Below are 21,534 nucleotides of genomic sequence, written 5' to 3' on the forward strand. Positions count from 1 at the left end.
CGACCGATTAGACGGTTCGGCACGCTTAGATCTGAACCTTGCGGCCTTGCTGGACTTCAGCCAGCAGGGCCTCGCGCAAGGCATTCAGGTACCGGTCCACGTCACCCTCGTTGGCCAACCAGGCCTTGTCGAACGCGACACGGAGGTTGCGGGTGTGAACATAGTCGGCGGGCGATTCCTTGACCTCGTGAGGCCCCCCGTCATTCTGGTCTTCACTCTGGCCACCTGGGGGCTGATCGGGGTCGTCTGCCGGTGCTGATTTCTGATTGGCCAGTGCCACCATTTTGCCCAGCAGCTTCTGGCAGCCCTCTTCTTCAAAGTACCGGGTCCGGTCCTTGATCACAGCAATCAGGCGCTCCTGTCCGATGTAATCGACCAGATCCCGGAACGGTTTATTGAGCTCATCCTGGCGCGGTTCCGGCAGGGACTGGTATTCGTCCATGCTTTGCATGCGTTCCTGCATGGTCTTCAGGGAGGTTTCTGCCTGAGCTCGGGTTTGCTGCACTTTCTCGTCGATGCGCTCCTGCAGGCTATCCAGTTGGCCCTTGAGCTGCTGAATGCGATTCCCTTTGTAGCAGTTGGGGTCGTTCAGGATGGTGCGGATCTGCTCAATCTCGTCCCCGGACACATAGATGAAGTTGGGCTCCTGGCTCTGCAGGAAGGACCGAGCCTGGTTGTAGATGTCTTTTTGTGAACCGCCCATAAACTTGCGGATGGGGTCGATGACATCCTCTTTCAGGTCCAGCAGTTGGTCTTCCTGCTTGCCCAATTCCGTCAGGTGCCAGGTGTAGGGCTTTCCGGCGACCTCTTTCAGCGTCACCAGGGCAGGTTTCAAGGCATTGAGAAACGGGTACTGGTCGACCTGCGCTATCCGCCGGTCCAGGTCGTGGTACATGTCCTGGAAGGCTTCGCCGGCCTCTTTGCCCAGGGCCTTGGCTTCGCTGCTGCGGGGCGGGCTATCGAAGAAGTCCTCGTAGAACGATTTCAGGGCTCGGACCTGAGAGGCGGTGAACTCAATCTGAGGTTCCAGCACCACGTTGCCGTGGCCGTGTGTGTTACGCAGGGCGCGCTCCAGCTCGCTGTCCTCCAGGATATTACCGTCGAGACGAACCTCCACCTTGCCGCGGGCACACAGGTTGGCCAGGGTGCAGAGAATCGCGGCGTAATACCAGCCGTAGGGTTTGCGTTCGAACTTTTCCAGCAGGCTCTTCAAGGTGGTGCGGACACCGCCCCGGTTGTTGCTCTGAATGAACGCCAGCACCTCCTGCTCGGATTCCGCCAGGGCTGTGGCGTCGTTACCGAAAAGGCCATCGTCTGTACGGTTGAGGCAATTGCTGATGTCGTTTTCCGTGTAGGAAACACCGCGCAACATGCGGAGGTTGGGGTAAGCCCGTGAAATCAGCTCATGGAAGCCCCGAATAATGCGGGTCTGGGGGTCCTCATTCGCCACTTCCACATCGGCGCCGCCAATGAGCAACTTGGACTTGCCAATGAGGGTCTGAACCTGCTGCCGGAGCCTGGCCTCGCGCTCACGGTTCTGGAAGCCCTTGTCATTCAGGATCCGTTTGACGGCTTCCTGCTGGGTAACGGAAATGTTCTGCTTGATGTACTTCTCGGTGCGCTTGAACATGAGCAGATCCCGCACCAGGCGCTCGTCCGACGGCATGAGCACAAACAGTTCGTCCGCCTTGTACGTAGAGGCTGTACGGAGCATTTGCTCGTTGTCGGTATGCTCGTGGAACGGGCTGATGACATTGATCGAGAGCTCGTATTCACGCCCATGCAGACGATCATCCAGTTTGCGCGAAAAAGAGTAGTCCTGCCCCTGGTTCTGGGAAGAGCCGGCGTCATAACGGATCTTGCGCTGCTTTATAACAAAGTCGAAAACGATCTTTTCCAGCTCGTCCGCGACATCCGATGATTCGACCTCGGTGTTCTTGATCTCCTGCTCGACGTCCTTTTCCTCGTCCGTCAGGTACTCGTACTGGTCCCCGTTGCGCTGTATGTAGGTCTGTTGCTCCAGAAGGCTCAGGGCTTCCTCGACCTTGGTGCGAAGTGCCGGCAGATCCTGATCGAAGGCATCCAGCATCAGCACGCAAAGGTTACGCACCGTGGGCTTGAATTCCTTGACATATTTGACCAGGAACAGGGCCTTCAGCAGCCGGATGGCGAAGGCATTATCGAGGTGGTTCTCTGCCTGAATAATCGCCCGCTGTATTTGTGATTTCAGTGCAGAGCGGATGCCTTCAAACATCAGGTCAAAGGTGGCCAGCTGGCCCACCTGATGGTTGCCGATGTGGATGGCCACCTGCTGGAAAACCCCCAGCATGGAGCGCTCACCGACGGAACTGTGCTTACCCTCGAAGGCGTTGTGCTGCGACAGATTCTGGATCGCCGATTGAAACAGCGCGAACTGGTAGGGGACGAAGGGGTAGCTGTGGATGAAGTGGTCCCTGTCCCGGAAGTTCCGGTAGGTGGCCGATCCATCCGCGAAGTCAAACAGGGTTTTGAAGTTGTTTGCCTGCGCGTGATAGACGTCCGACAGCTGATTGACGCCTTCTTCGGTCTTGGTTAACAGGCGCTTCTGGATGACCTCTGCCACGTCCGCGCTGGACAGCTTCATGCGGTTATTGAACCGTGCCTGAATTTTCGAGAAGTCGTTGCCTTGTTGCTTGCCCATTTCGCCAACCACGTTTTTCATCTCTTCCTGCGCGGTGACGATAATCCAGGCCCGGCCCCGACACTTGGTGGCGAGGCTCTCGGCAATGGTTTGCAGGTTGGTCATCAGCTTGGTGTTGTCGGCAATGTACTGGCCGACCTCGTCCACAAAGAAGTTCAGGCGGAACTCTTTGTGGCCACCCTCTTTTGCCTGCTTCTCGATATAGGCATTCACATTGTCCGCGAAGTCTTCAATTGAAACGCGGTATTCGCTGCGGTACTTGTCCAGAATGCCCGCTGCCGACTGCGGGTCGCCACCGGTCACAGCGGCGTAGGCTTTGGCAATATTGGGGCCTTCCAGAAGGGCTTGCTCCCGGCCTTTCTGCCAGGGGCGGCCGGCGATGGCCTCGTACTCGGCTTTGAACTGCTTGTACAGGCCACGGCCGTCCAGATCGCGCTCAAACTGGGCAATGTGCCCTTGTTTGCCGTAGTAGCCGCACATTTCGTCGAAGACTTTAACGAACACGGCCAGAAGCGCATCGATTTGGGTTTTGCTGATGACATCGGCTTTCTGGTCGATGTTGAACAGAATGCTCTTCGCCGGAATTGAGACAGCTCGCTTCAGGTCGCCCCGGAGAATTTCATTCTCACTGCACTTGGGAAGGAACAGGTCCAGGGTAGTAGCACCGTCCATCTCCCGGTTTTCAAGCAGAAGGGCCAGCATTTTGAGGAGGTGCGACTTACCTGAGCCGAAGAAGCCGGATACCCAGACCCCGTTCGCCCCTTCGTAGTTATTGTAGGCGTCCAGGAACTCTTCGAGGCGTTTCTCGACTTCGTTGGTCAGTACGTATTCTTCAATTTCGAGGCGAAGACTGGCTTCATCGTCGGCTTTGATAACGCCTTCAATGGGGCGGTCAACGGGCTTTAGAAAAATATTCTTCAATGTCATTGTACTTTCCCTTAATGATTACGCCTCGAATCGTATCGTCCGCTCAGGCTTCGTAATGAAAGATGTTGAACGCACGGTAGTACTTGTCGTCATGCAGCCTGCCGAACAGATCCAGCGATGCGCCGGTTTCCAGCGAGTGGGTATAGGAGCCCGGGAAGAACATCACCGTTGGCTGGTCTTTGGCGGTGCTCTGCAAGTTGTTGAGCACGTTGTGGGAGCGTATGTAGGGGAAGACCTCGCCCACCCCTGAGAGAAACAGCACGTCAAACTCAACGGACTGGAGCTTTGCCGCAATAGCGGGCACCAAATGGGCTTCCGGGTCCAGCACTCCCTGTAGCAGTTCTTTCAGCTGATCCTTTGAGACCGTGGGCTCGAGTTCCAACACCTGTTCCCAGATGTCTCTTTCTTTCAAAATATCGACGGCCAGGTCGTACAGATTGATACTCAGGATCCGGATGCCCGCCTGCTCCAGCCGGTTAACCAACTGCCGCTGAAGACGCTCCATTTCGACCGCTTCTTCAGGCCGGTAGGGACAGATGAAGAAAGGCACTTCATTACCCAGCCCCTGTTTGTTCAGGAATCGCTGGCCGGAAACCACGCTGAACAGGTGCTGGAGTCGCTCCTGCATCGGCATTTTGGCAATGTCCTTTTTCAAGCTGACATCCCCCTGATATCGGATTCATAGACTGGGAAGTAGAAAAACTCGTCAGGATTGTTCTGACGCAGCAACTCAATCAGCCTGGGGCTTAGCAGTACTGCGTTTATGGTTTTGTCCTTAGCTAACAACCCTGCCTCCCGCAGCATTCTGAACAGGACCTGCCGCAATTTATCGCGCGTTGAGGCGCTGGCATTATCAAGCTCGTCATGCCACTCCGATTTACGGTTGTAGAAGGCATCGAAATCCTCAAAACTGAGATCCAGCTTCATCGCGACAAACCGTTCGTGGAGTACCTCCACTGCAAAGTCTGCGATAAAGCGGTACAGGCGGCACACCGCAACCCAGAGGAGGTGCGCCTGATCCTGGTGGTTTGCCTCGGCCAGGAAAGTGAGTTCGCTTTCGCCCAACGTCTTCAGGCGAGCAACCGCCTCTCTACAGGTGCGCTTTGCCGTGCTTTCCGTTCTGGCCTGTAGCAGGTTGTCATGCAGCGCTTGAGCACGCACCTCATCCCAGTCACGGAGCGACAGGTACAGCTCGGCCAGCTTCACCGATTCGCGGTGATACAGGCTGCCGGACGTGAAGGAGATGCGATACCTGCCTCGGGTCATTCGGAACGCTCACCCTTGCTCGTCTCAGCGGCTCCACCGCCCTTGACCCACTCATCCACTTCGACTTTTTTGAACTTCCAAAATCGCCCCATACGGTGGGCGGGCATTGCGTGCTTGTCGATCCAGCGGTACACGGTGTCATTGCTGACACCGAGGTGCTTGCCTATTTCGTCTACGGATAACCAGCGATCTTCCATCTCGGCCATGTTTTCGCTTCCTATGGGCGATGGTGTTGCCACCTTATCTGAGGCGGCACGGTCTCATGGGCGGAACAGCCCTACACTACATTGACTGATCAATATATAGAGGTACCACGCTGCATTCAACCGATTTGACCCGGATAGACCAGCAAAGAACGGCATATATAGCCACCTGAAATCTGGGCGATCCCATCAATAGCCCCACGCAATCAACACCTGCGGTGTGAGCGGCATGCCTTTTACCGCCAACAGCCCTCATCCCTCATCGTTGGAGGGGCTCGAACTCCCGCTGGTCGCCAGCCCACCGAGGTGCTCCTCCAGATTTTTCAGGAGGCGCTCGCTTTTCCGCACGATTCGACAAAGCTCCGCCTGGTTGGCATTGAGCCTTCGCAACATTTCAAAACCGTCCTCAGTTTCCATGATGAGCGGTTTCTCCCAATCCTGTGCCCGCGTGAAGGCCGGTTTGTGGTAGCGGAACCGGCCTTCTTTGCGGATGTATTCACTGAACACCGAGCGGCCTTCACCACCCTTCTTCGGCACAAAGCGATTGTAGTACCAGGACAACTCCAGCTTTCTTTTCCGGAGCCGAACGCGGCAGCCGAAGTGCCCGGGATACCCGGGTGTACTGTCAGTGCGATGCGCGACGTTGTGGGACCAGAAGTGGTCACAGATTCGCTGCGCCAGATAGCGGTACCTGGCTTGCTCCACGTCTGCTTGCTGGTGAATCGCCGTCAGAAATTGCCGGCATTGCTTGACGGCGGCTTCGATACCTTGTTGGTGGTTCACGTTTTGGGCTCGGCTGACTGCCCCCCACTTTTCGCAGATTTCCTGGTGAGTCATTTGTTTGCTCATGGCTGGCTCCTCGCTATGGACTTGCCAACAATCGTAAGCAGCTGAGTGCTTGGAGCTGCCATGCGCTTTTGCCTTTTTCGGACGAAAAGACGGGGTTGGAGGCAGATTCCTTCCCCAAGCCATGGGACCTTTCCATTCCTGTCCACGTAACTACCTGATTTGGGACTTTACCGCTGCGCTCCCACGCGCCATGAAATAGCTCGCATGGGCTGAAGGATCCGCGCTCCATTATTTATTTGGGACCCTGGCCTCCCACCTCAGTGACAACACCGGTATCCGGTGGCTTGATGGAACCGGACTGACTGTCGTCGCTACGACAATTCCCGCTACTTCCTCGGGGCACTTACAAAGGGCTTGGAAGAGACCTTTTGGAGCCCCGTTGTGATATGGACATGCCCCGTAAAATAACAGGGCCTCGAAAAGGCTCTTTAAGAGGCTGTTTTGATCACGTCCAGCATTGACTTTCACATGTGAAAGTCAATGCGCATTACCGCTTCACAAAATGATGCCGTGATGGTGGCGGGTAACAGCGATTGCTTACATTTTCGCCAGATTTTGCTCGTAAACCGATGGGATTCACATGAAAATCGCCCAAATAACAAAAAATAATCTTTAAATTCAGCTGGTTATAAATTTTTTCTCTTTGCGCCCAAAATGGCCAATTCCGCGGTTCTGGTGTCAATTCAGGACTATTCATAATCACTCCTGTCCGTTAAACAACGAACCAGGAGTGGATTATGCAACGACAGTATTTCAACGAGACGAACGAGCGTTTGCTCACCTATGAAGAGGTTTGTGCCGTCACCCAGCTTTCGCAAGCCACGCTTCGACGGTACGTGAAAGCCGGTCGTTTCCCTGCCCCCATAAAGCCAAGCCCGCAAGGAAGGGCCGTCAGGTTCCGGATTCAGGATGTTCGTGACTGGCTAGACCGGCTGTGACGGAGGCGCGAATGAAATATCAATTGAGAGACTCAGGGCTGTACTGCTACAGCTCTGAAGAGTGGCAGAGGGTTGGCGGGTGGATAGAGGTTGTTGCCCGAACCCGCCTCTCCAATAAAAAACACGGCCACGGCGCGCTGCTGCAGTGGAAAAATATGGACAACGTCCTGCTGCGCGAGGTGGTGTATGCGAGGACTCTGAACGGTGATAACGCTCGTCAGATACGAGAGCTGTTGGTGGACACCGGCTACCCGCTCGAACCCGGCAATATTAGCTGGACACGACTGCAGCGGTATTTGCTGGAGGAAATGGCAAAGGCGCCTCCGGCCACAACCGTCGACCGCAGCGGCTGGCATGGGCCTATTTTCGCGACGAGCAGCTGGACGGCAGGTCAGGCGGATGAGCAGCACCACTTTGTAGGGCAGCTATCGACCTCACCGTTGCTCCAGGAAAGCGGGTCTCTTCAAGACTGGCAGAATCAAGTGGGGAAGCTCTGTGGCGGCAACCCGCTGGCGATCCTCAGCGTCGGGGTGGCACTCGCGGCGCCCCTGCTAAAGCATGCGGAGCTTGAAAATGGGGCCTTTCACTTGGTTGGTAATAGCTCCACCGGGAAAACGACGTTGCTGCAGGTGGCCGCGAGTGTTTGTGGAGCACCAACGTTCGTGAGGAACTGGGTAGCGACTGCCAATGGCTTGGCAGCCGTCGCTGCTGAGCACAACGACATGTTGTTAGCGTTGGACGAGATTGGCCTGGCTCGGCCGGAAGATGTCGATGTGGCGACGTATCACATAATGACCGGTGCCAGTAAGCTGCGCGCGAATATCTCAGGGGATCTTGCTGAACAAACGCACTGGCGAACGCTGGCGTTAAGTACTGGTGAGGTATGGCTGTCGGAAGTGTTTCAGGAAATAGGAAAGTCGGTTAAAGCCGGCCAAGAGAATCGTCTTGTCGAGATCCCCGTTTTTGGAAAATTTGGAGCCTTTGACGAGGTGCATGGCTTCAGCAGCCCCCAAGAGTTCGTGGACGCGTTGAAAAGCCGCACCAGGCACTACCATGGCACGCTGTTCCGGCACTGGCTTGAGCGTCTCACAGAAGATGTGGATGACTTGCCCGGCTATATCCAGAATGAGGTCGCCCGGTTGACGGACCAATGGAAGACCTCTCATATGGCTTCGCAAGTCCTCCGGGTGATCAGGCGGTTCGCACTGATCACCGCTGCTCTGTGCCTAGCCTGCCGGAACTACCTACTCCCCTGGTCGGAAGCGGAGTCAGTTCGAGCGGTACACCAAGCAGTTGGAGCCTGGCTTCGGAGCCGAGGTCACATCTTCAATTCGGAGGAGCACCGCATTTTGGCTCGCCTTCGCGATGCGATTTACAAATGGAATCACCGCCTTGTTGACATAGAGCGGGGGGATTACGGAAGAGCAATTGGTCTGCGACGCAAAGTGGCCGGTGAGACGCAGTGGCTGATACCCAAAAATACTCTGATCAAGGAGCTTGGCCTTCGTAGTCGATACACTCGGGAAATTGAGCCGCTTATCCAGAGAGATTTCATGGAAACCAATGAGCAGAGCCGTGGCACCATGAAAATCAAGCTGCGGGATCGATCGGAGCGTTTTTTCGCCCTGTGGCCTGATCGCATCAAGGCGTATTGGGAAGCGCTACCGGATGGAGATGGACTTTCCCAGTTTCCCACTATTCCCACTGGTGATTCGGAGGTAGAGGAGGATGATTGATAAAACCTTCAGTCCGCCTTCGGAAGAGGTGCGCACCAAGCTTCTGGCTCGTTCTGGACAGTGTGAGCGGCTGGTTCGGGAGTCGGACCGTCGAACGATTACGGGTGTCAGTCGGACGCAGTGGTGGACTTTGGAAAGAAAGCGAGTGGCTCCGGCACGGCTCAAGTTGGGCTGCAACTCGGTGGCGTGGCGACTATCGGATCTGTTGGCTTGGATCGAACAGCAAGGGGCTTGATTTGGCCCCTTTTACTCTCCAGAACTAACTTCACCTCTCACGATGGGCGCTAACCATTCGCAGAGCGCCTCGTGAGCCTCTTTTCGTTCTTCAAAATACGCATGCTTGTTATAGACCCGGTCAGTCCGGTTGCCGGGCAGCTGATTCAGGCAGCGCTGGGCCAGATTGTCATCAAAGCCGAGCTTACCCAGTTTCGTACGGGCCGTGCCGCGAAGATCGTGGACGCGGCGCTTGTCAAATGAGAAGAGCTTTTTCTCAAAGAGCTTCTTGAGCGCATGGTTGAGCGTATTCTCGCATACGTGCGGAGTCCGTGCTTTTTTGCTGATCCTGCGAGCGGGGAAGACCCACTCACTCCCACAGGAGCGTACTTTCAGTTCATTCAACCATTCCACGGCGGGTTCCGCCAACGGGATATCGATGGCCCTTCTCTTTTTGGTCCTTTCCTCGGGCAGGTACCAGATACGGTTCTCCAGATCGAATTCCGACCAAGGCGCGGCCAAAAGCTCCATCTTTCTCGTACAAGTCGCTATCAGCAACGCGCAGGCCAAGTAGTTCTCTCGACTGAACTGCGCCGGAATCACCCTAAGTTTGGTAAAGAACTCGGTGACTTCGTCTTCATTCATTGGGTAGTTGGCGGCCTTCTCCTCTCCGCCGGCGTCCCTGGGACGGAATGGCGAGGCCGGATTGAACCTGGTGACGTCCAGTTTGATGCCATGATCAAACAGATTCCTCAACAGACGCATCAAGTCATTTGAGAGGGTTGGGCGGGGCTTATTGTCGTCATAGCCATTGGCCACGTCGCGCAGAATTTCACTGATATCCACTGGCCGGATCTTTTCCAGCTCCACCTTCCCGATGCGCCAGGCCACCTCGCGTTCGTACAGGCTCTTCTCTTTATGGTGAGACGCGATTTCTCGTTTGCGAAGCTCGTAGTAGTCCGCGTACAGGTCATTGAGCGTTTTGAAGGGGTTTTGGTTGACCTTCTGCCGCTCTTGAACCGGGTCAGCACCCTCACGCTTGATCGCCAACCTCAGCTTCGCCGCCTCATCACGGGCGTCGGCCAATGACCAGTCGTCCACCTTGCCGATGGTGTATTCGCGCCGGAGCTTGGTAGCTGGGGTGGTATAGCGCAGCATCCAGTAGGCATCGCCGCGCTTCGGGGTCATGAGGTAGAGACCATTGCCATCGGCATGCCGCACGGATGGCTTCTCTTTGATCAGTTTCTTGACGGTCTTGTCGTATAGCTTGCCCACTTTCCTGCCTTAAAAAATTGGGGAGTACAATCTCGCCGACATAATATAGCGAGAAAATACTCCCCAATCTACTACCCATCACCACCCAAACTTGGCAGAACTTACACGAACACTATGAGCGTCGAAATTACATAACTATTTGATTTATAATGCAATCAAGAACAACCTCGAACACCCAAGAACATCATTCAATGTTCTGAATCTGCTCCCGCATCTGTTCGATCAGCACCTTCAACTTCACCGCGCAGCGTGTCGTCTCAGCCACCACGGATTTTGACGAGAGCGTGTTGGCTTCGCGGTTGAGTTCCTGCATTAGGAAATCCAGGCGGCGGCCTTTGGGGCCTTTCTGGGCGAGCTGGTGGCTCACTTCTTCTATATGCGCGGTCAGGCGGTCTAGCTCTTCATCCACATCGGCTTTTTGCGCCACCAGTACCAGTTCGGCTTCCAGGCGCTGCGGGTCGAGTTCAGTTTTGGCAACCTCCAAGCGTTCCAGCAGTTGGGCGCGTTGGCGCTCCAGAATCTGCGGTAGCAGGCTGCGCACGGTGGCGACCTGCTCACTTACCGCTGTCAGGCGGGTGGTGATCATCTCGGCAAGCTTTTCCCCTTCACGGGCACGGGCGTCAATCAGCTCATTCAGTGCTTGGTCAAACAGCGCTTTGGCGGCGGCCTTGATGGCGTCTTGGTCAAGGTGTTGGGTTTCCATCACGCCGGGCTGGTTGAGTAGCGCAAGTGTGGTGGGCGGCACGGCGCTGGGCACTTGCTGCTGAATGGCGGTTAGCGCATCAGCAATGGCGGCTAAGCGGACGCTGTTAACGGCGGGGGCTTGGGCGGTTTCGGCGCTCTCAAAGCGAACACTGCACTCGACTTTGCCACGGGCTAAACGGGTGCGCAGCGCTTCACGCAGCACTGGCTCTAAATCACGCAGGCTTTCATGTAGGCGGAAGTGAGGCTCTAAATAACGCTGATTCACCGAGCGAATTTCCACCTGCAGCGTGCCAAACGGGGCAGCCTGCTCGGTGCGGGCAAAGGCGGTCATGCTGTGTACGCGGCTGGAAGTGACCATGTTTCATCCTGATAGTGAATAACGGTGTATAAAGCATTGCCAACAGTCGTGTCTAAGATGGCTAGCCTATTCATTCGATTCAGTAAATGCTGTGCGAAAGAGCGTATCAAACACCCATTATTTCTGGCTGAACCTCTATGAGCAGACGGGAATCCCGCGGTGGCGTATCAATCAGCTCGAAGACGCGGTCGATCATCTCGATCACATTTTGCCGAACCATCATCAAACGCGGATGAAAGGCAGCGGCAAGAGGATCCCAGTCAAAACAACCAAAAATAATGTCATCTAGATAATAGCCATTTAGCTGTAACCCACGAACGATGCCCTCAAGAGAAATCGTGGAGTTGACGAACATAGCGCTGGGCAGAGTAGACCGGTTACGCATGTATGTTGCCAACGCAGCCTGGGCCTTATCGGCAGCATAATCGCAGGGGAGGATATTCTCTTCCGCCGTCGCCAGTCCCACCTCCTCTCTCGCTTGCTTGAAGCCGGCAATACGCTCGCGGGTATTGTGATCCTCATCACGGCCGCCAATAAATAGCACAGGGTCATCACTGCGCTTCTCTTCAGCAAGGCGGTTGAGGATGGCATGGGTAAGCTGTCGCGCGCCATCACGGTTATTGGAAATCACCGACGGTGCCTTACTGCCAGGAAGATCGAGATTAATGCTTTGCACGCCGCTCTCTGCACACATCTGTGCAATCGTATCCGGATCCGTTGCGCCGGTGCATACCAGGCACTCGACACGGTAAGCCAGCATCATACGGGCTGCTTCGCACTCTTGCTTGGGATCTCGATTCGTACACGAAACAATCGCAAACAGCCCCCGTCGACGTGCTTCTGATTCGAAGTGTTGGGCTATCGAACTGAAATAGCGGTTGTCGTACAACGGCAGGATCATGCCGATGATACCTGAGCGCTCGCGCCGCAAGGCACGGGCCTGCATGTTGGCCGAGTAGCCTTCCGACTGGGCGAGCGAAAGAATTTTGCTGGCAAGTTTCTTGCTGATGCGACGGCGCTGCCAAGTGCCGTTGAGCACGGCACTGACGGTACTGGGCGATGTTTCTGCCAACCTCGCCAGGTCGTAAATAGTCAGCCGCTTGGATGAAGAGTCGCTAACCACGTGGCAGCTCCTTGCGATTAGATAAAAGTAGCATTGACGTGATGATGCAATAGATCAATCCTACGCTATGCACAACCGATTGTGCATTCTCGACTAAATGACAATAACGATAGCGATGACGCATCGCTTAGGCACCACTCAACGTATCCAGCACTGTGTAAAGCTCCTATGCATTGTGAGGCTCGGAAGCGTCTGCGCCATTTTATTTGACCATGACGCAACGTACAGCAGCACTATTAAAGCGCTTCAATGCACTCTATTCCACTGACTGGGTCAGCCAACAGCAAGCAGGAAATCACAATGAAATACAAAGCACTTCTTACCGCAGCTACGCTAACAGGCATTATCGGCAGCACCGGCGCAATGGCTCAGGAGTCTCCTACGATTGCCGTGGTCGCCAAGGTGGGTGGCATCCCCTGGTTCAATGCCATGGAAATGGGCATCGAACAAATGGGTGAAGAGCTTGGAGTAGAAGCCTATATGGTAGGCCCCACCAGCGCTGACCCTGCCCTGCAGGTACGTGCGATAGAGGATCTGATCAGCCGTGGCGTTGATGTCATTGGTGTTGTCCCGAATGATCGCGAGGTTCTTGAGCCGGTATTGGAACGAGCACGTGATCAGGGAATTATCGTACTGACCCATGAAAGCCCCGAATCGGTCAACATCGACTACGACTTTGAAATGATTTCAGCGCAGCAGTTAGGCGAAGAGCACGCCAAGCTATTGGCTGACACCACCGGCTGCGAAGGCTCTTATGCCGTTTACGTTGGTGGCCTCAGCGTGCCCGCTCACAACGCCTGGGCAGATGCTGCCGTGAACTGGCTCGATGATAACTGCTCGGGCTTGACCCAAGCCGCTGATCGTTTCGGCGTTGCCGAAAGCGTCGATGACAGCCGCAACACCACCCTGGACTTGCTGCGTGCCCACGAAGATTTGGCCGGCATCATGTCATTTGGTAGCCAGGGAACCATCGGCGCTGCTCGGGCTGTGAAAGAGCGGGGGCTGGAAGGGGATGTGGCCGTTATGGGCCTGTTTTCTCCTGGCCAGGGGCGCCGCCTGGTACACGAAGGTGTGATTACCGGTGGTTTCCAGTGGAGCCCTCTAGACGCAGGCAAAGCGTTCGTTGCCCTGGGTGAAATGCTCTATAACGGCGAAGAGATTACCGATGGCGCCGAATTGCCGGTACTGGGTGAAATTACCCTGGACGGCAAGACGATCTTTGCCTCACAGCCACTCAAGCTGAGCAAAGATACCGTGGATGAGCTGGCAGAGCTCGGCCTGTAAGACTGCGCTTATTGATCGTGTAAAGGCTGCCGCGCTCCTGATGAGCGCGGCAGTGATGTTGAGAGAGGAGCCTCCAATGGGCGATATCGCGATTCGAGCGCGTCACGTTAGCAAGATTTTCGGTCAAAGCCGGGTGCTCGATGATGTCGAATTCGAACTTCGCCGGGGTGAGGTGCTTTGCCTTGCAGGTGAAAACGGTTGTGGCAAAAGCACGCTCATTAAAATTATTAACGGCGTATACACCCCTGAAGAGGGGGTAGAGCTTTCGTTTGGCGATGAAACGCTCTCTGCCATTAGCCCGATAGAGGCGCGCAACCGGGGCATCCATGTGATCTGGCAAGATCTCGCGCTGTTCCCGCACCTGACCGTCGCGGAAAATATCGTCTTCGATGACTACGTTGCCAAGCCTTGGCGGCCTATTTCCTACAAAGATGCGCTGACGCAATCCCGCGAGATCATTCAGCAGTTTGGCCTCGACCTGGATCCGATGGCCCGTGTTGAAGACCTTTCGATTGCCCATCGTCAACTCGTTGCGATTTGCCGCGTGCTGCGTGCAGGGGCCAGTATCATTTTTATGGATGAGCCCACCGCCTCGCTTACCTATAAAGAGGTGCAGACACTGCTGGGCATTACCCGCTCACTGGCGGCGAAAGGCATTTCCATTGTCTTGGTCAGCCACCGGCTGGTGGAAGTGTTGGAGGTGTGTCAACGCGTCACCGTGCTCCGCAACGGGAAGTTGGTCGGCACCTACCCCACCGAGGGGATGACCCAGGCACGACTTTCAACCCTGATGACCGGGCTTGAACTTGAGTTTACCCCTCGTGCTGAAACACACAAAGGCGCCCCGGTACTGGAGCTTAAAAACTTAAGCCGTGAAGGGGAATTTGAAAATGTCTCTTTCACCCTGCATCGCGGTGAAATTCTTGGCCTGACGGGTTTGCTGGGCGCAGGGCGTACCGAAATAGCCCACACGATTTTTGGGATGACCCAGCCCACTTCAGGGCAGCTGCTAAAAGAGGGTCAACCGCTGACGCTAAACTCCAACCGCGATGCCGTGCGCCATCGCATTGCCTACCTCTCTGAAGACCGACTCAATCTTGGTCTGGTGCAAAACCAGTCCATCAATATGAATACCGCAGTGACAGTACTACCAAAACTGGAAAAACCGCGCTTCTTTCTCTCCCCTCAGCGCATCAAGGCACTGACCGCCCACTGGATTGAGCAGCTTAAAACCAAGGTGAGTGATGCCGAGCTTGCGGTCTCCTCATTATCCGGTGGTAACCAGCAACGCATTGCACTCGCCAAATGGCTAGCCACTGAACCCGACGTTCTCATTCTTGACTGCCCGACGATTGGCGTCGATGTAGGCGCCAAAGCCGGTATTTTCGACATCATCAGAAATCTTGCCGACCAGGGCATGGCCATCATTCTGATTTCGGATGAAGCAGGAGAAATCTGGATGAACGCAGACCGTGCGCTCGTATTGCGCGAGGGGCGCATCTACTCCGAGGTCATACCTGCGGAGACCACGGAAGAAGCGCTGGAGGCGATCATCAATGCATAAACGACTGCTAAACAGAAGAATCGGCACTGAAGGTACTCTATTGAGTATCCTCATGCTGCTGTGCGTAGTGTTGGCACTAGCGACCGACAGCTTTCTCACCTTTCAGAATCTGTTCGACCTGCTTAACAATCAGTCGGTCAATATCATCTTTGCAGTGGGCCTGGTCGTCGTTCTGATTGCGGGTGGGATAGATATTTCCTTCGCAGTGGCGGCATCCGTGGTGCAGTACGTGGTGCTGTCACTGCTGATGAATTACCTGGGCGGGGGCAACTGGTTGCTTGGCATCCTGCTTTCGATGCTGGTTGGCATGCTACTGGGGCTCTTCAATGCGCTGCTGATTCATCGCTTCCGAATAGTTTCGATCATCGTCACCATCGGCACATTTAACCTGTTTTTCGGCCTCTTGATGTATTTCACCAGCGGGGTGTCCATCTACGATATCCCCGATTGGCTCTACTACTCCGTTCCGCTGCTTGACCTACCCGCCGAACGCGGATCAGCCACGCTCTACTTACCCGCGGCAGTTATGGTGGTGATGGTAATACTCACCTGGTTCATTCTGGCCCGCACCGGTTTTGGTCGCGCGATCTACGGTTTCGGATCAAATCCCGAGTCCGCCCGCCGCTCTGGCGTTAGTGTCTGGAAGATCCATGCCTTTGCCTACGGCTGGCTGGGTCTATGCGCGGGGGTGGCGGGCCTGATGCAGGCACATATCGTACAAGAGGTCGTGCCCAACGCCTTGATAGGCCAGGAGTTGCCAATTCTGGCGGCTGTCGTGCTAGGCGGCGCCACCCTGGGTGGTGGGCGCGGCTCAGTGCTCGGCGCCGTACTGGGTGTTCTGCTTCTCGCCGTTGTCCAAAACGGCCTGAACCTGCTGGGCGTCACTCCTTACGCCTTCCGCATGATTGTCGGGCTGATTATCTTGATTGCGATCACCACCAGCAACCTAGGCAACCTGTTGCCCCGCACCACCAAGGCGAGGAACGTATGAATAAGCGCCTGAATAAACAGCCCTCCACGGCCGGACTCCGCCTGGGGGGCGATAGCATTGAAGTGGCCGCCATGACGGCTCTGCTCATCGGCAGTATTGGACTCTTCTCGCTATTGGCACCGGGCTTTCTGACCGCCACTAATTTTGGCTCGATGTCGATGCAGCTGCCGGAGCTGGGGTTACTCTCACTGGCGATGCTGCTACCCATTATTTCCGGCGGCCTGAACCTCTCGGTTACCTTTACCGCCAATATCGCAGGGCTGATGACCGCCTGGCTGGTACAGGGGTTACTGGCGGGCATGGGCATACTAAGCGTTCCCATGGCGATTATCGCCGGGCTTGCCGTCGGCGCTGCCGCAGGCTTTTTGATTGGCGTTATCGTTGCCTATGTGGGCGCCCACCCCATTTTGGTTTCCCTTGGGGCAATGATCTTTCTGCAGGGTGTGGGTGAGTTTTTAACCCGCGGTGGCGGTATTTCAGGCATGCCGGAGGTATTTCAAACCATCGGCAGCGGCAGTTTTCTGGGCATACCAATCCCCATGCTGATCTTTCTCGCCGCTGCCGCAGGGTTGATCTACATCATGCATTTCACCCGCACTGGCTTTTCGATTTATATGCTGGGCTCCAACTCTCGGGCGACGGAGTACTCGGGCATTAACGTCAAGCGCGTGCTGATCACCGTCTACACGATTTCCGGCATTTTGGCAGGGTTAGCGGGCATGGTGATGCTCGCCCGCTTTAACTCTGTACGTGTAGGCCACGGCGAGAGCTACCTACTGATTACGGTTTTGGCCTGTTTTCTGGCCGGGGCAAACCCCTTTGGTGGCTTTGGCCGCGTACTGCCACTGGTGCTGGGCTTGATGAGCCTGCAGGTAATCGCTTCCGGCATGAATCTGATGGGCGCCAGCCAGCATCTAGCCACCGCGGTATGGGGGGCTTTTCTAATTATTGTAATGGCACTACGTATGCCATTTATTAAACAGTCGTGAGTAAGGTTTTCCCATGAGTCATCAAGAACATGTTCTAGGCATTGATATCGGTACGGGCAGCGCCCGAGCAGGCATTTTCACGCCGGATGGCGTGATGCTTGCCGAAGCGAAAACACCCATTGCAATGCATCGCCCTGCCGAGCATCACGTGGAGCAAAGCTCAGCGGATATCTGGCGCGCGGTATGCAGCGCAACCCAGCGCGCCCGCGAGGCTGCCGGTGTAACGTCCGATTCCATCACCAGTATGTCGGTGAGCGCCACCTGCTCGTTGGTGCTCCTTGATAAACAGGATAAGCCTCTAGCGCTCTCACCGGGCGATGAGGCGTGGAATATCATTGTGTGGATGGATCATCGGGCAACTGCAGAAGCCGCTGAGTGCACGGCTACCCAGGCCGCGCCGCTGCGCAATCTGGGTGGTGTCATGTCTCCTGAGATGCAGATGCCTAAGCTCATGTGGTTGAAGAGGCACCAGCCCAAGCTCTATGCAAAGATCGGCTACGCTGGTGATCTAGGCGATTGGCTGGGCTTTAAATGCACCGGCTCTCTTGAACGCTCGGTCTGCATGCTCTCCTGCAAGTGGACGTTTGACCCACGCCCTGGTCATGGCTGGGATCGCGACTTTCTAAAGCAGATCAATATGCAGGATGTACTCGAGTGCGCCCGCCTGCCCGAACAAGCCCTTCCCGTGGGTGTAGCACTTGGGCAGTTGACCGAAGAAGCCGCCGATGACTTGGGACTGACGACTCGGTGTACCTTCGCAGTGGGCATGATTGATGCCTATGCCGGTGCGCTTGGCACACTAGGCAGAAGCCTCGCTGATGCTCCCGAGCGCCGACTTGCCGTGATTGGCGGCACTTCCACCTGCCATATTGGCGCCCAGCCCGAGCGGCGAGAGGTACCCGGCGTTTGGGGCCCCTATCCAGGTGTGCTATGCGACGGCTTTGTTGCCAACGAAGGGGGGCAAAGCATTACCGGTGCCCTTCTAGATCATCTGGCGGCACTATTTTCAGCCAGCAGTGAATTCGGCGACGATCTTCACGGCGCGTTATCAGACCTTCTACTCGAACGCTTGGCATCCGGCGACCCAGCTCCTGACACCCATGTTTGTCCAGACTTCATTGGCAATCGCTCGCCATTGGCGGATCCGGAAATTCGCGGCACCATCACGGGATTGACCCTTGATAGTCCTCGCGAGAGCTTCATCAAGGTCTATTGGGCGGCAGCCACCTCGCTGATTTACGGCACCCGTGCCATCATAGAGCGTATGAACGCCCATGGTTATGCCATCGATACCCTGCACCTCAGCGGAGGGCATGGACGTTCAGCACTGCTGCGCAAGCTCTATGCCGACGGTACCGGTTGCCGGGTTGTGCTGGCGGATGCGCCGGAACCCGTACTACTTGGAGTAGCCGTGGCGGCGCTCGCTGCTCAGGCCAATGGTGAGGTGCTCAGCGTTGCCAATGGCCTCACCCCAGGCGAACAAACATTAGAGCCCGACCAGGCAATGCAAGCGCTGCACACTGCGCGTTATGCCGCTTTCAAGAAACTTTACGAAGGGCGTCTCGATTGACGCAACCAACCTACTTCATGGGGTCATTACATGAGTAGTGCGTAGGTGTCCGAAATCCGTGAACAAAACATAAACATCGTTCCCACCCGGAGCGATGATCATTAGCGGTGCAAGGTACAGATTCAAACGGTGCCGCGTGCTAATTCATTACTGAGGTCAACCAATTTCAAATAGTCGTGGTATCGCTCCTCTACTGTTGGTGACCCAAGCGATACTGAGACGCAGATCCCTCCGCTCTTAGTTGCCGAAACAGATGCCAGGTTGAATATAGCTGGCCATAGCGTGCCCGTTTTCCCACCAAGATATTGCGGAAGCGAGAATTCCGGTACAGCCCGTCGCGTTGAGGAGTGAAAAGCAGACTTTAAAACCAGCCTGCGCGGCACCGGTCCCGTTATCCCAATAGCAAAAGCCTTGGTCCCCCAAACCCTCGTAATCGGGCCATATATCAGACATTTCTTAACCAGCAATGATAAATCACGGGCAGTAGATCGTTGTCCGCGTACCGCCAACCCGTGTGGGTTCAGGAATTGCGATTTCGTCATCCCCAGATTTCGAGCGGTCGTGTTCATTTCCGCAACGAAGCGTTGCACGGCGTCGTGACTTGTGCCTGTCTTCGATCCCAGCATCATTTGGCCAAATGTCCGCGCAATCAGATTGGCTGCTACATTTGATGACGGCACCAAAAGGTTAGCAATGCTGTCGCCGAGTGAAAGGCGGTCTCCTGCATGAAGGTTACGACCTGATCCTTCGACATCATCTTCAGGAACTATTTCTAGCTTGAAGCTTTTCGGCAACTGGAAGTTACTTGCCATCTCGATAGCAACGACGGCCGTCATCAGTTTGACGATTGACGCAGGCGTCATTGCCTTGTCGGCATCCTTCTCATAGATGATGACATCAGAGCCAGTGGAGTTGTGGGGCAACTGCAAACAGATCACACTTTTCGCGGCGAGATCGGGCGTAGGGCCTATTGATTTGCGTTCATCATACGGAGCGTGATTAGCCAATTCCGTTATTCCCTACTGTTGTCGTCAACGGTCACGAGGATTCAGATGACAAAGATGTCGTCTGCGCTCAGCGACGACGAATTTGTCAAAGTTGCAAACCAGATAGCAGTCATCTCTCCGTTGCCATCCGGGTCGTAGGATAGGTGGTTAGCCCATGTCACGTTATCATTTGTGATTGCATCCGCGATTTCTTCAATTGTGGCGACGTAGTTTGGATCGAATGACATGATCTGTTGCCTCTGCTGCGAAATCGATAATGACCATACCAAAGCTGATTTTGCGCAAGGCTGGTTGCTTATGCAATGTTGAATAGACGACGTTTCCCGCATTTTCTAGGGCGTAGTGGCTTGGCGATTTCCTTTCCCTTGGCTCCAAGCAAATACCACCAGAGGCCCATAAATCTTATAGCCACCGATTTCCTGCTCACCGAACACATCGCAGATATGGTGCTTTGTTGCCAATTTTGAGCCGCGCAGCAGCTTCTATTCCTTGTTGCGTGAGACGGAAGTACCATCCGTCCATAAGTTCCTATTTCGCTAACGTATTTCGGACGCCTACGTACTACTCTTGAAACGCCCCTTTCAAGACGCTAGCTGGATGTTAAGCCCATCAGCGCACTCCCAGACGTGTACAATGGACGGCTTTTCCCAGTTACGCGTTTATCGAGAGGTAATATTTGTGAGCAGTGCTAAGCGTCCTGATGTTGTGCGCCCCAGTGGTCGCGAAGCCGACCAGCTCCGTGAGATTCGCCTGACCCGCGATTACACCCGTCATGCGGAAGGCTCCGTACTGGTGGAGTTTGGCGATACCAAAGTGCTGTGTAATGCCAGCGTAGAAGCCGGTGTGCCGCGCTGGCTGCGCGGCAAGAATCAGGGCTGGGTCACCGCTGAGTACGGCATGCTGCCCCGCGCCACTCACACCCGTAGTGGCCGTGAAGCGACCCGCGGCAAGCAAGGCGGTCGCACGCTGGAAATCCAGCGTTTGATTGGCCGTAGCCTGCGCGCCGCGGTGAATTTGAAGAAGCTGGGTGAGTTCACCATTACTGTGGATTGCGATGTGATTCAGGCCGATGGCGGTACCCGTACCGCGGCGATTACCGGGGGCTGCGTAGCACTGATCGATGCGATCCGTTATCTGCAACGCGAGAAGAAGATCAAGGGCGATCCCTTCAAGCAGTTGGTGAGCGCCATTTCCGTGGGTATTTATAAAGGCGTGCCGGTGCTGGATCTGGACTACCCGGAAGACAGCAAGGCCGATACCGACCTGAACGTGGTAATGACCGAAAGCGGCGAGCTGATCGAAGTACAGGGAACCGCCGAGGCCGGCGCCTTCACCCGTGCCGAGCTAAATGACATGCTCGACTTGGCCGAGAAGGCAGGCGATGCGTTACGTGATCATCAGCGTGAAGCGCTGGGTATTCGTGGTTAGTAGGTAGAGCAATCAAGCACTATTGCTGGCGTAAAAATTCGCCAGCAATAGTGTTACGCAATTACTTAACTGCAGTCACTACTAATTCTAAAAGTACATTCTCGCCAAGGTCAGCAACACCTAATGTCGCTCGGGCTGGTAGATGGTCAGCCTCAAACCATTGAGTCCACACATCGTTCATACCTTTCTTAAGGTTCAAGTCAGAGACATAGGCAGTTGCGGTAACGATTCGCTTATTATCTGTACCTGCTTCGGCTAGATAGCTTTCTAATTTATCAAGCACTTGGCGTGTTTGACCTGCCATATCAAGCGTAAGATCATCAGCAATTATTCCACCAAAGAAAACAAAGCCATTCGCTTCTACAGCGCGGTGCATAATAGGTGTTTGGATATGTCGTTTAATCATAATACTCTCCAGTTTGCCTTAA

The 21,534-nt window shown here is 55.1% G+C and carries 20 protein-coding genes; 9 read left to right on the top strand and 11 right to left on the bottom strand.

The annotated features are described in order from the left end of the window. Window positions 1-25: 25 nt before the first annotated feature. From brxC to YERSI8AC_RS24680, 6 genes are all read right to left on the bottom strand, one after another. The gene (gene brxC, locus YERSI8AC_RS24655; protein ID WP_159177832.1) at window positions 26-3,607 is read right to left on the bottom strand and encodes a BREX system P-loop protein BrxC; all 3,582 of its coding nucleotides are present in this window, start codon (window positions 3,605-3,607) and stop codon (window positions 26-28) included. 43 nt (window positions 3,608-3,650) lie between these two features. After that, window positions 3,651-4,262 carry a DUF1788 domain-containing protein gene (locus YERSI8AC_RS24660; protein ID WP_022988851.1) on the bottom strand — a complete coding sequence of 204 codons (612 nt, stop codon included), beginning with the start codon at window positions 4,260-4,262 and terminating at the stop codon, window positions 3,651-3,653. Next, window positions 4,259-4,873: a DUF1819 family protein gene (locus tag YERSI8AC_RS24665; protein WP_159177833.1), complete on the bottom strand. Its 615-nt coding sequence runs from the start codon at window positions 4,871-4,873 to the stop codon at window positions 4,259-4,261. The genes YERSI8AC_RS24660 and YERSI8AC_RS24665 overlap by 4 nt, the downstream gene beginning before the upstream one ends. After that, the gene (locus YERSI8AC_RS24670) at window positions 4,870-5,079 is read right to left on the bottom strand and encodes a helix-turn-helix domain-containing protein (RefSeq protein WP_008174223.1); all 210 of its coding nucleotides are present in this window, start codon (window positions 5,077-5,079) and stop codon (window positions 4,870-4,872) included. The genes YERSI8AC_RS24665 and YERSI8AC_RS24670 overlap by 4 nt, the downstream gene beginning before the upstream one ends. A gap of 249 nt (window positions 5,080-5,328) precedes the next feature. Further along, a complete protein-coding gene (gene mobI, locus YERSI8AC_RS24675; RefSeq protein WP_159177834.1) occupies window positions 5,329-5,925 on the bottom strand; it encodes a conjugative transfer protein MobI(A/C) in 597 nt (198 codons plus the stop codon). Window positions 5,926-6,412: 487 nt separating this feature from the next. After that, on the bottom strand, window positions 6,413-6,622 hold the full coding sequence (locus tag YERSI8AC_RS24680) for a hypothetical protein (protein ID WP_159177835.1): 210 nt from the start codon (window positions 6,620-6,622) through the stop codon (window positions 6,413-6,415). A 40-nt stretch (window positions 6,623-6,662) separates the two neighbouring features. On the opposite strand from YERSI8AC_RS24680, the gene YERSI8AC_RS24685 reads away from it, so the two are divergent. From YERSI8AC_RS24685 to YERSI8AC_RS24695, 3 genes are read left to right on the top strand one after another with little or no spacing between them, the layout of a single operon-like run. Further along, on the top strand, window positions 6,663-6,863 hold the full coding sequence (locus tag YERSI8AC_RS24685; protein ID WP_008174219.1) for a helix-turn-helix transcriptional regulator: 201 nt from the start codon (window positions 6,663-6,665) through the stop codon (window positions 6,861-6,863). A 23-nt stretch (window positions 6,864-6,886) separates the two neighbouring features. Beyond that, window positions 6,887-8,599 (top strand): DUF927 domain-containing protein, encoded by a 1,713-nt coding sequence (locus tag YERSI8AC_RS24690; RefSeq protein ID WP_236557213.1) that lies wholly within the window; start codon window positions 6,887-6,889, stop codon window positions 8,597-8,599. Continuing rightward, window positions 8,592-8,834 carry a helix-turn-helix transcriptional regulator gene (locus YERSI8AC_RS24695; protein ID WP_008174217.1) on the top strand — a complete coding sequence of 81 codons (243 nt, stop codon included), beginning with the start codon at window positions 8,592-8,594 and terminating at the stop codon, window positions 8,832-8,834. Before YERSI8AC_RS24690 ends, YERSI8AC_RS24695 begins: the two co-directional genes overlap by 8 nt. Before the next feature lie 11 nt (window positions 8,835-8,845). On the opposite strand, the gene YERSI8AC_RS24700 is transcribed toward YERSI8AC_RS24695, so the two are convergent. The 3 genes from YERSI8AC_RS24700 to YERSI8AC_RS24710 all read right to left on the bottom strand — a co-directional run bounded on the left by YERSI8AC_RS24700 (window position 8,846) and on the right by YERSI8AC_RS24710 (window position 12,273). Further along, window positions 8,846-10,087 (bottom strand): tyrosine-type recombinase/integrase, encoded by a 1,242-nt coding sequence (locus tag YERSI8AC_RS24700; protein WP_011784095.1) that lies wholly within the window; start codon window positions 10,085-10,087, stop codon window positions 8,846-8,848. A gap of 184 nt (window positions 10,088-10,271) precedes the next feature. Beyond that, a complete protein-coding gene (locus tag YERSI8AC_RS24705; protein ID WP_159177837.1) occupies window positions 10,272-11,150 on the bottom strand; it encodes a YicC/YloC family endoribonuclease in 879 nt (292 codons plus the stop codon). A 106-nt stretch (window positions 11,151-11,256) separates the two neighbouring features. Next, on the bottom strand, window positions 11,257-12,273 hold the full coding sequence (locus YERSI8AC_RS24710) for a substrate-binding domain-containing protein (protein ID WP_009286319.1): 1,017 nt from the start codon (window positions 12,271-12,273) through the stop codon (window positions 11,257-11,259). Window positions 12,274-12,573: 300 nt separating this feature from the next. On the opposite strand from YERSI8AC_RS24710, the gene YERSI8AC_RS24715 reads away from it, so the two are divergent. The 5 genes from YERSI8AC_RS24715 (at window position 12,574) to YERSI8AC_RS24735 (ending at window position 18,671) form a co-directional block, all read left to right on the top strand. Then, window positions 12,574-13,557, top strand: coding sequence for a substrate-binding domain-containing protein (locus YERSI8AC_RS24715; protein WP_022521075.1), 984 nt, complete (start codon window positions 12,574-12,576; stop codon window positions 13,555-13,557). A 76-nt stretch (window positions 13,558-13,633) separates the two neighbouring features. Next, entirely contained in the window at window positions 13,634-15,121 is a 1,488-nt protein-coding gene (locus YERSI8AC_RS24720) for a sugar ABC transporter ATP-binding protein (protein WP_022521074.1), read from the top strand. After that, entirely contained in the window at window positions 15,114-16,112 is a 999-nt protein-coding gene (locus YERSI8AC_RS24725) for an ABC transporter permease (RefSeq protein WP_022521073.1), read from the top strand. Before YERSI8AC_RS24720 ends, YERSI8AC_RS24725 begins: the two co-directional genes overlap by 8 nt. Continuing rightward, window positions 16,109-17,101, top strand: coding sequence for an ABC transporter permease (locus YERSI8AC_RS24730; RefSeq protein WP_041157439.1), 993 nt, complete (start codon window positions 16,109-16,111; stop codon window positions 17,099-17,101). Before YERSI8AC_RS24725 ends, YERSI8AC_RS24730 begins: the two co-directional genes overlap by 4 nt. Before the next feature lie 13 nt (window positions 17,102-17,114). Beyond that, window positions 17,115-18,671, top strand: a complete 1,557-nt coding sequence (locus tag YERSI8AC_RS24735; protein ID WP_159177838.1) for an FGGY family pentulose kinase — start codon at window positions 17,115-17,117, stop codon at window positions 18,669-18,671. Window positions 18,672-18,793: 122 nt separating this feature from the next. On the opposite strand, the gene YERSI8AC_RS24740 is transcribed toward YERSI8AC_RS24735, so the two are convergent. Then, window positions 18,794-19,678, bottom strand: coding sequence for a D-alanyl-D-alanine carboxypeptidase family protein (locus YERSI8AC_RS24740; RefSeq protein ID WP_022521070.1), 885 nt, complete (start codon window positions 19,676-19,678; stop codon window positions 18,794-18,796). Window positions 19,679-20,383: 705 nt separating this feature from the next. On the opposite strand from YERSI8AC_RS24740, the gene rph reads away from it, so the two are divergent. Continuing rightward, window positions 20,384-21,106 carry a ribonuclease PH gene (gene rph, locus YERSI8AC_RS24745; RefSeq protein WP_170834128.1) on the top strand — a complete coding sequence of 241 codons (723 nt, stop codon included), beginning with the start codon at window positions 20,384-20,386 and terminating at the stop codon, window positions 21,104-21,106. A gap of 61 nt (window positions 21,107-21,167) precedes the next feature. On the opposite strand, the gene YERSI8AC_RS24750 is transcribed toward rph, so the two are convergent. Then, entirely contained in the window at window positions 21,168-21,512 is a 345-nt protein-coding gene (locus YERSI8AC_RS24750; RefSeq protein ID WP_159177839.1) for a RidA family protein, read from the bottom strand. Window positions 21,513-21,534 lie beyond the last annotated feature (22 nt).

Source organism: Halomonas sp. 113 (assembly GCF_904067645.1).
Classification (GTDB): Bacteria; Pseudomonadota; Gammaproteobacteria; order Pseudomonadales; family Halomonadaceae; genus Vreelandella; species Vreelandella titanicae.

Excerpts from the sequence above, each read along its gene's own strand:
- brxC (WP_159177832.1), bottom strand. The coding sequence starts at position 3,607 with ATGACATTGAAGAATATTTTTCTAAAGCCCGTTGACCGCCCCATTGAA.
- YERSI8AC_RS24665 (WP_159177833.1), bottom strand. The coding sequence starts at position 4,873 with ATGACCCGAGGCAGGTATCGCATCTCCTTCACGTCCGGCAGCCTGTAT.
- YERSI8AC_RS24670 (WP_008174223.1), bottom strand. The coding sequence starts at position 5,079 with ATGGCCGAGATGGAAGATCGCTGGTTATCCGTAGACGAAATAGGCAAG.
- mobI (WP_159177834.1), bottom strand. The coding sequence starts at position 5,925 with ATGAGCAAACAAATGACTCACCAGGAAATCTGCGAAAAGTGGGGGGCA.
- YERSI8AC_RS24680 (WP_159177835.1), bottom strand. The coding sequence starts at position 6,622 with ATGAATAGTCCTGAATTGACACCAGAACCGCGGAATTGGCCATTTTGG.
- YERSI8AC_RS24685 (WP_008174219.1), top strand. The coding sequence starts at position 6,663 with ATGCAACGACAGTATTTCAACGAGACGAACGAGCGTTTGCTCACCTAT.
- YERSI8AC_RS24695 (WP_008174217.1), top strand. The coding sequence starts at position 8,592 with ATGATTGATAAAACCTTCAGTCCGCCTTCGGAAGAGGTGCGCACCAAG.
- YERSI8AC_RS24705 (WP_159177837.1), bottom strand. The coding sequence starts at position 11,150 with ATGGTCACTTCCAGCCGCGTACACAGCATGACCGCCTTTGCCCGCACC.
- YERSI8AC_RS24715 (WP_022521075.1), top strand. The coding sequence starts at position 12,574 with ATGAAATACAAAGCACTTCTTACCGCAGCTACGCTAACAGGCATTATC.
- YERSI8AC_RS24720 (WP_022521074.1), top strand. The coding sequence starts at position 13,634 with ATGGGCGATATCGCGATTCGAGCGCGTCACGTTAGCAAGATTTTCGGT.
- YERSI8AC_RS24725 (WP_022521073.1), top strand. The coding sequence starts at position 15,114 with ATGCATAAACGACTGCTAAACAGAAGAATCGGCACTGAAGGTACTCTA.
- YERSI8AC_RS24730 (WP_041157439.1), top strand. The coding sequence starts at position 16,109 with ATGAATAAGCGCCTGAATAAACAGCCCTCCACGGCCGGACTCCGCCTG.
- YERSI8AC_RS24735 (WP_159177838.1), top strand. The coding sequence starts at position 17,115 with ATGAGTCATCAAGAACATGTTCTAGGCATTGATATCGGTACGGGCAGC.
- YERSI8AC_RS24750 (WP_159177839.1), bottom strand. The coding sequence starts at position 21,512 with ATGATTAAACGACATATCCAAACACCTATTATGCACCGCGCTGTAGAA.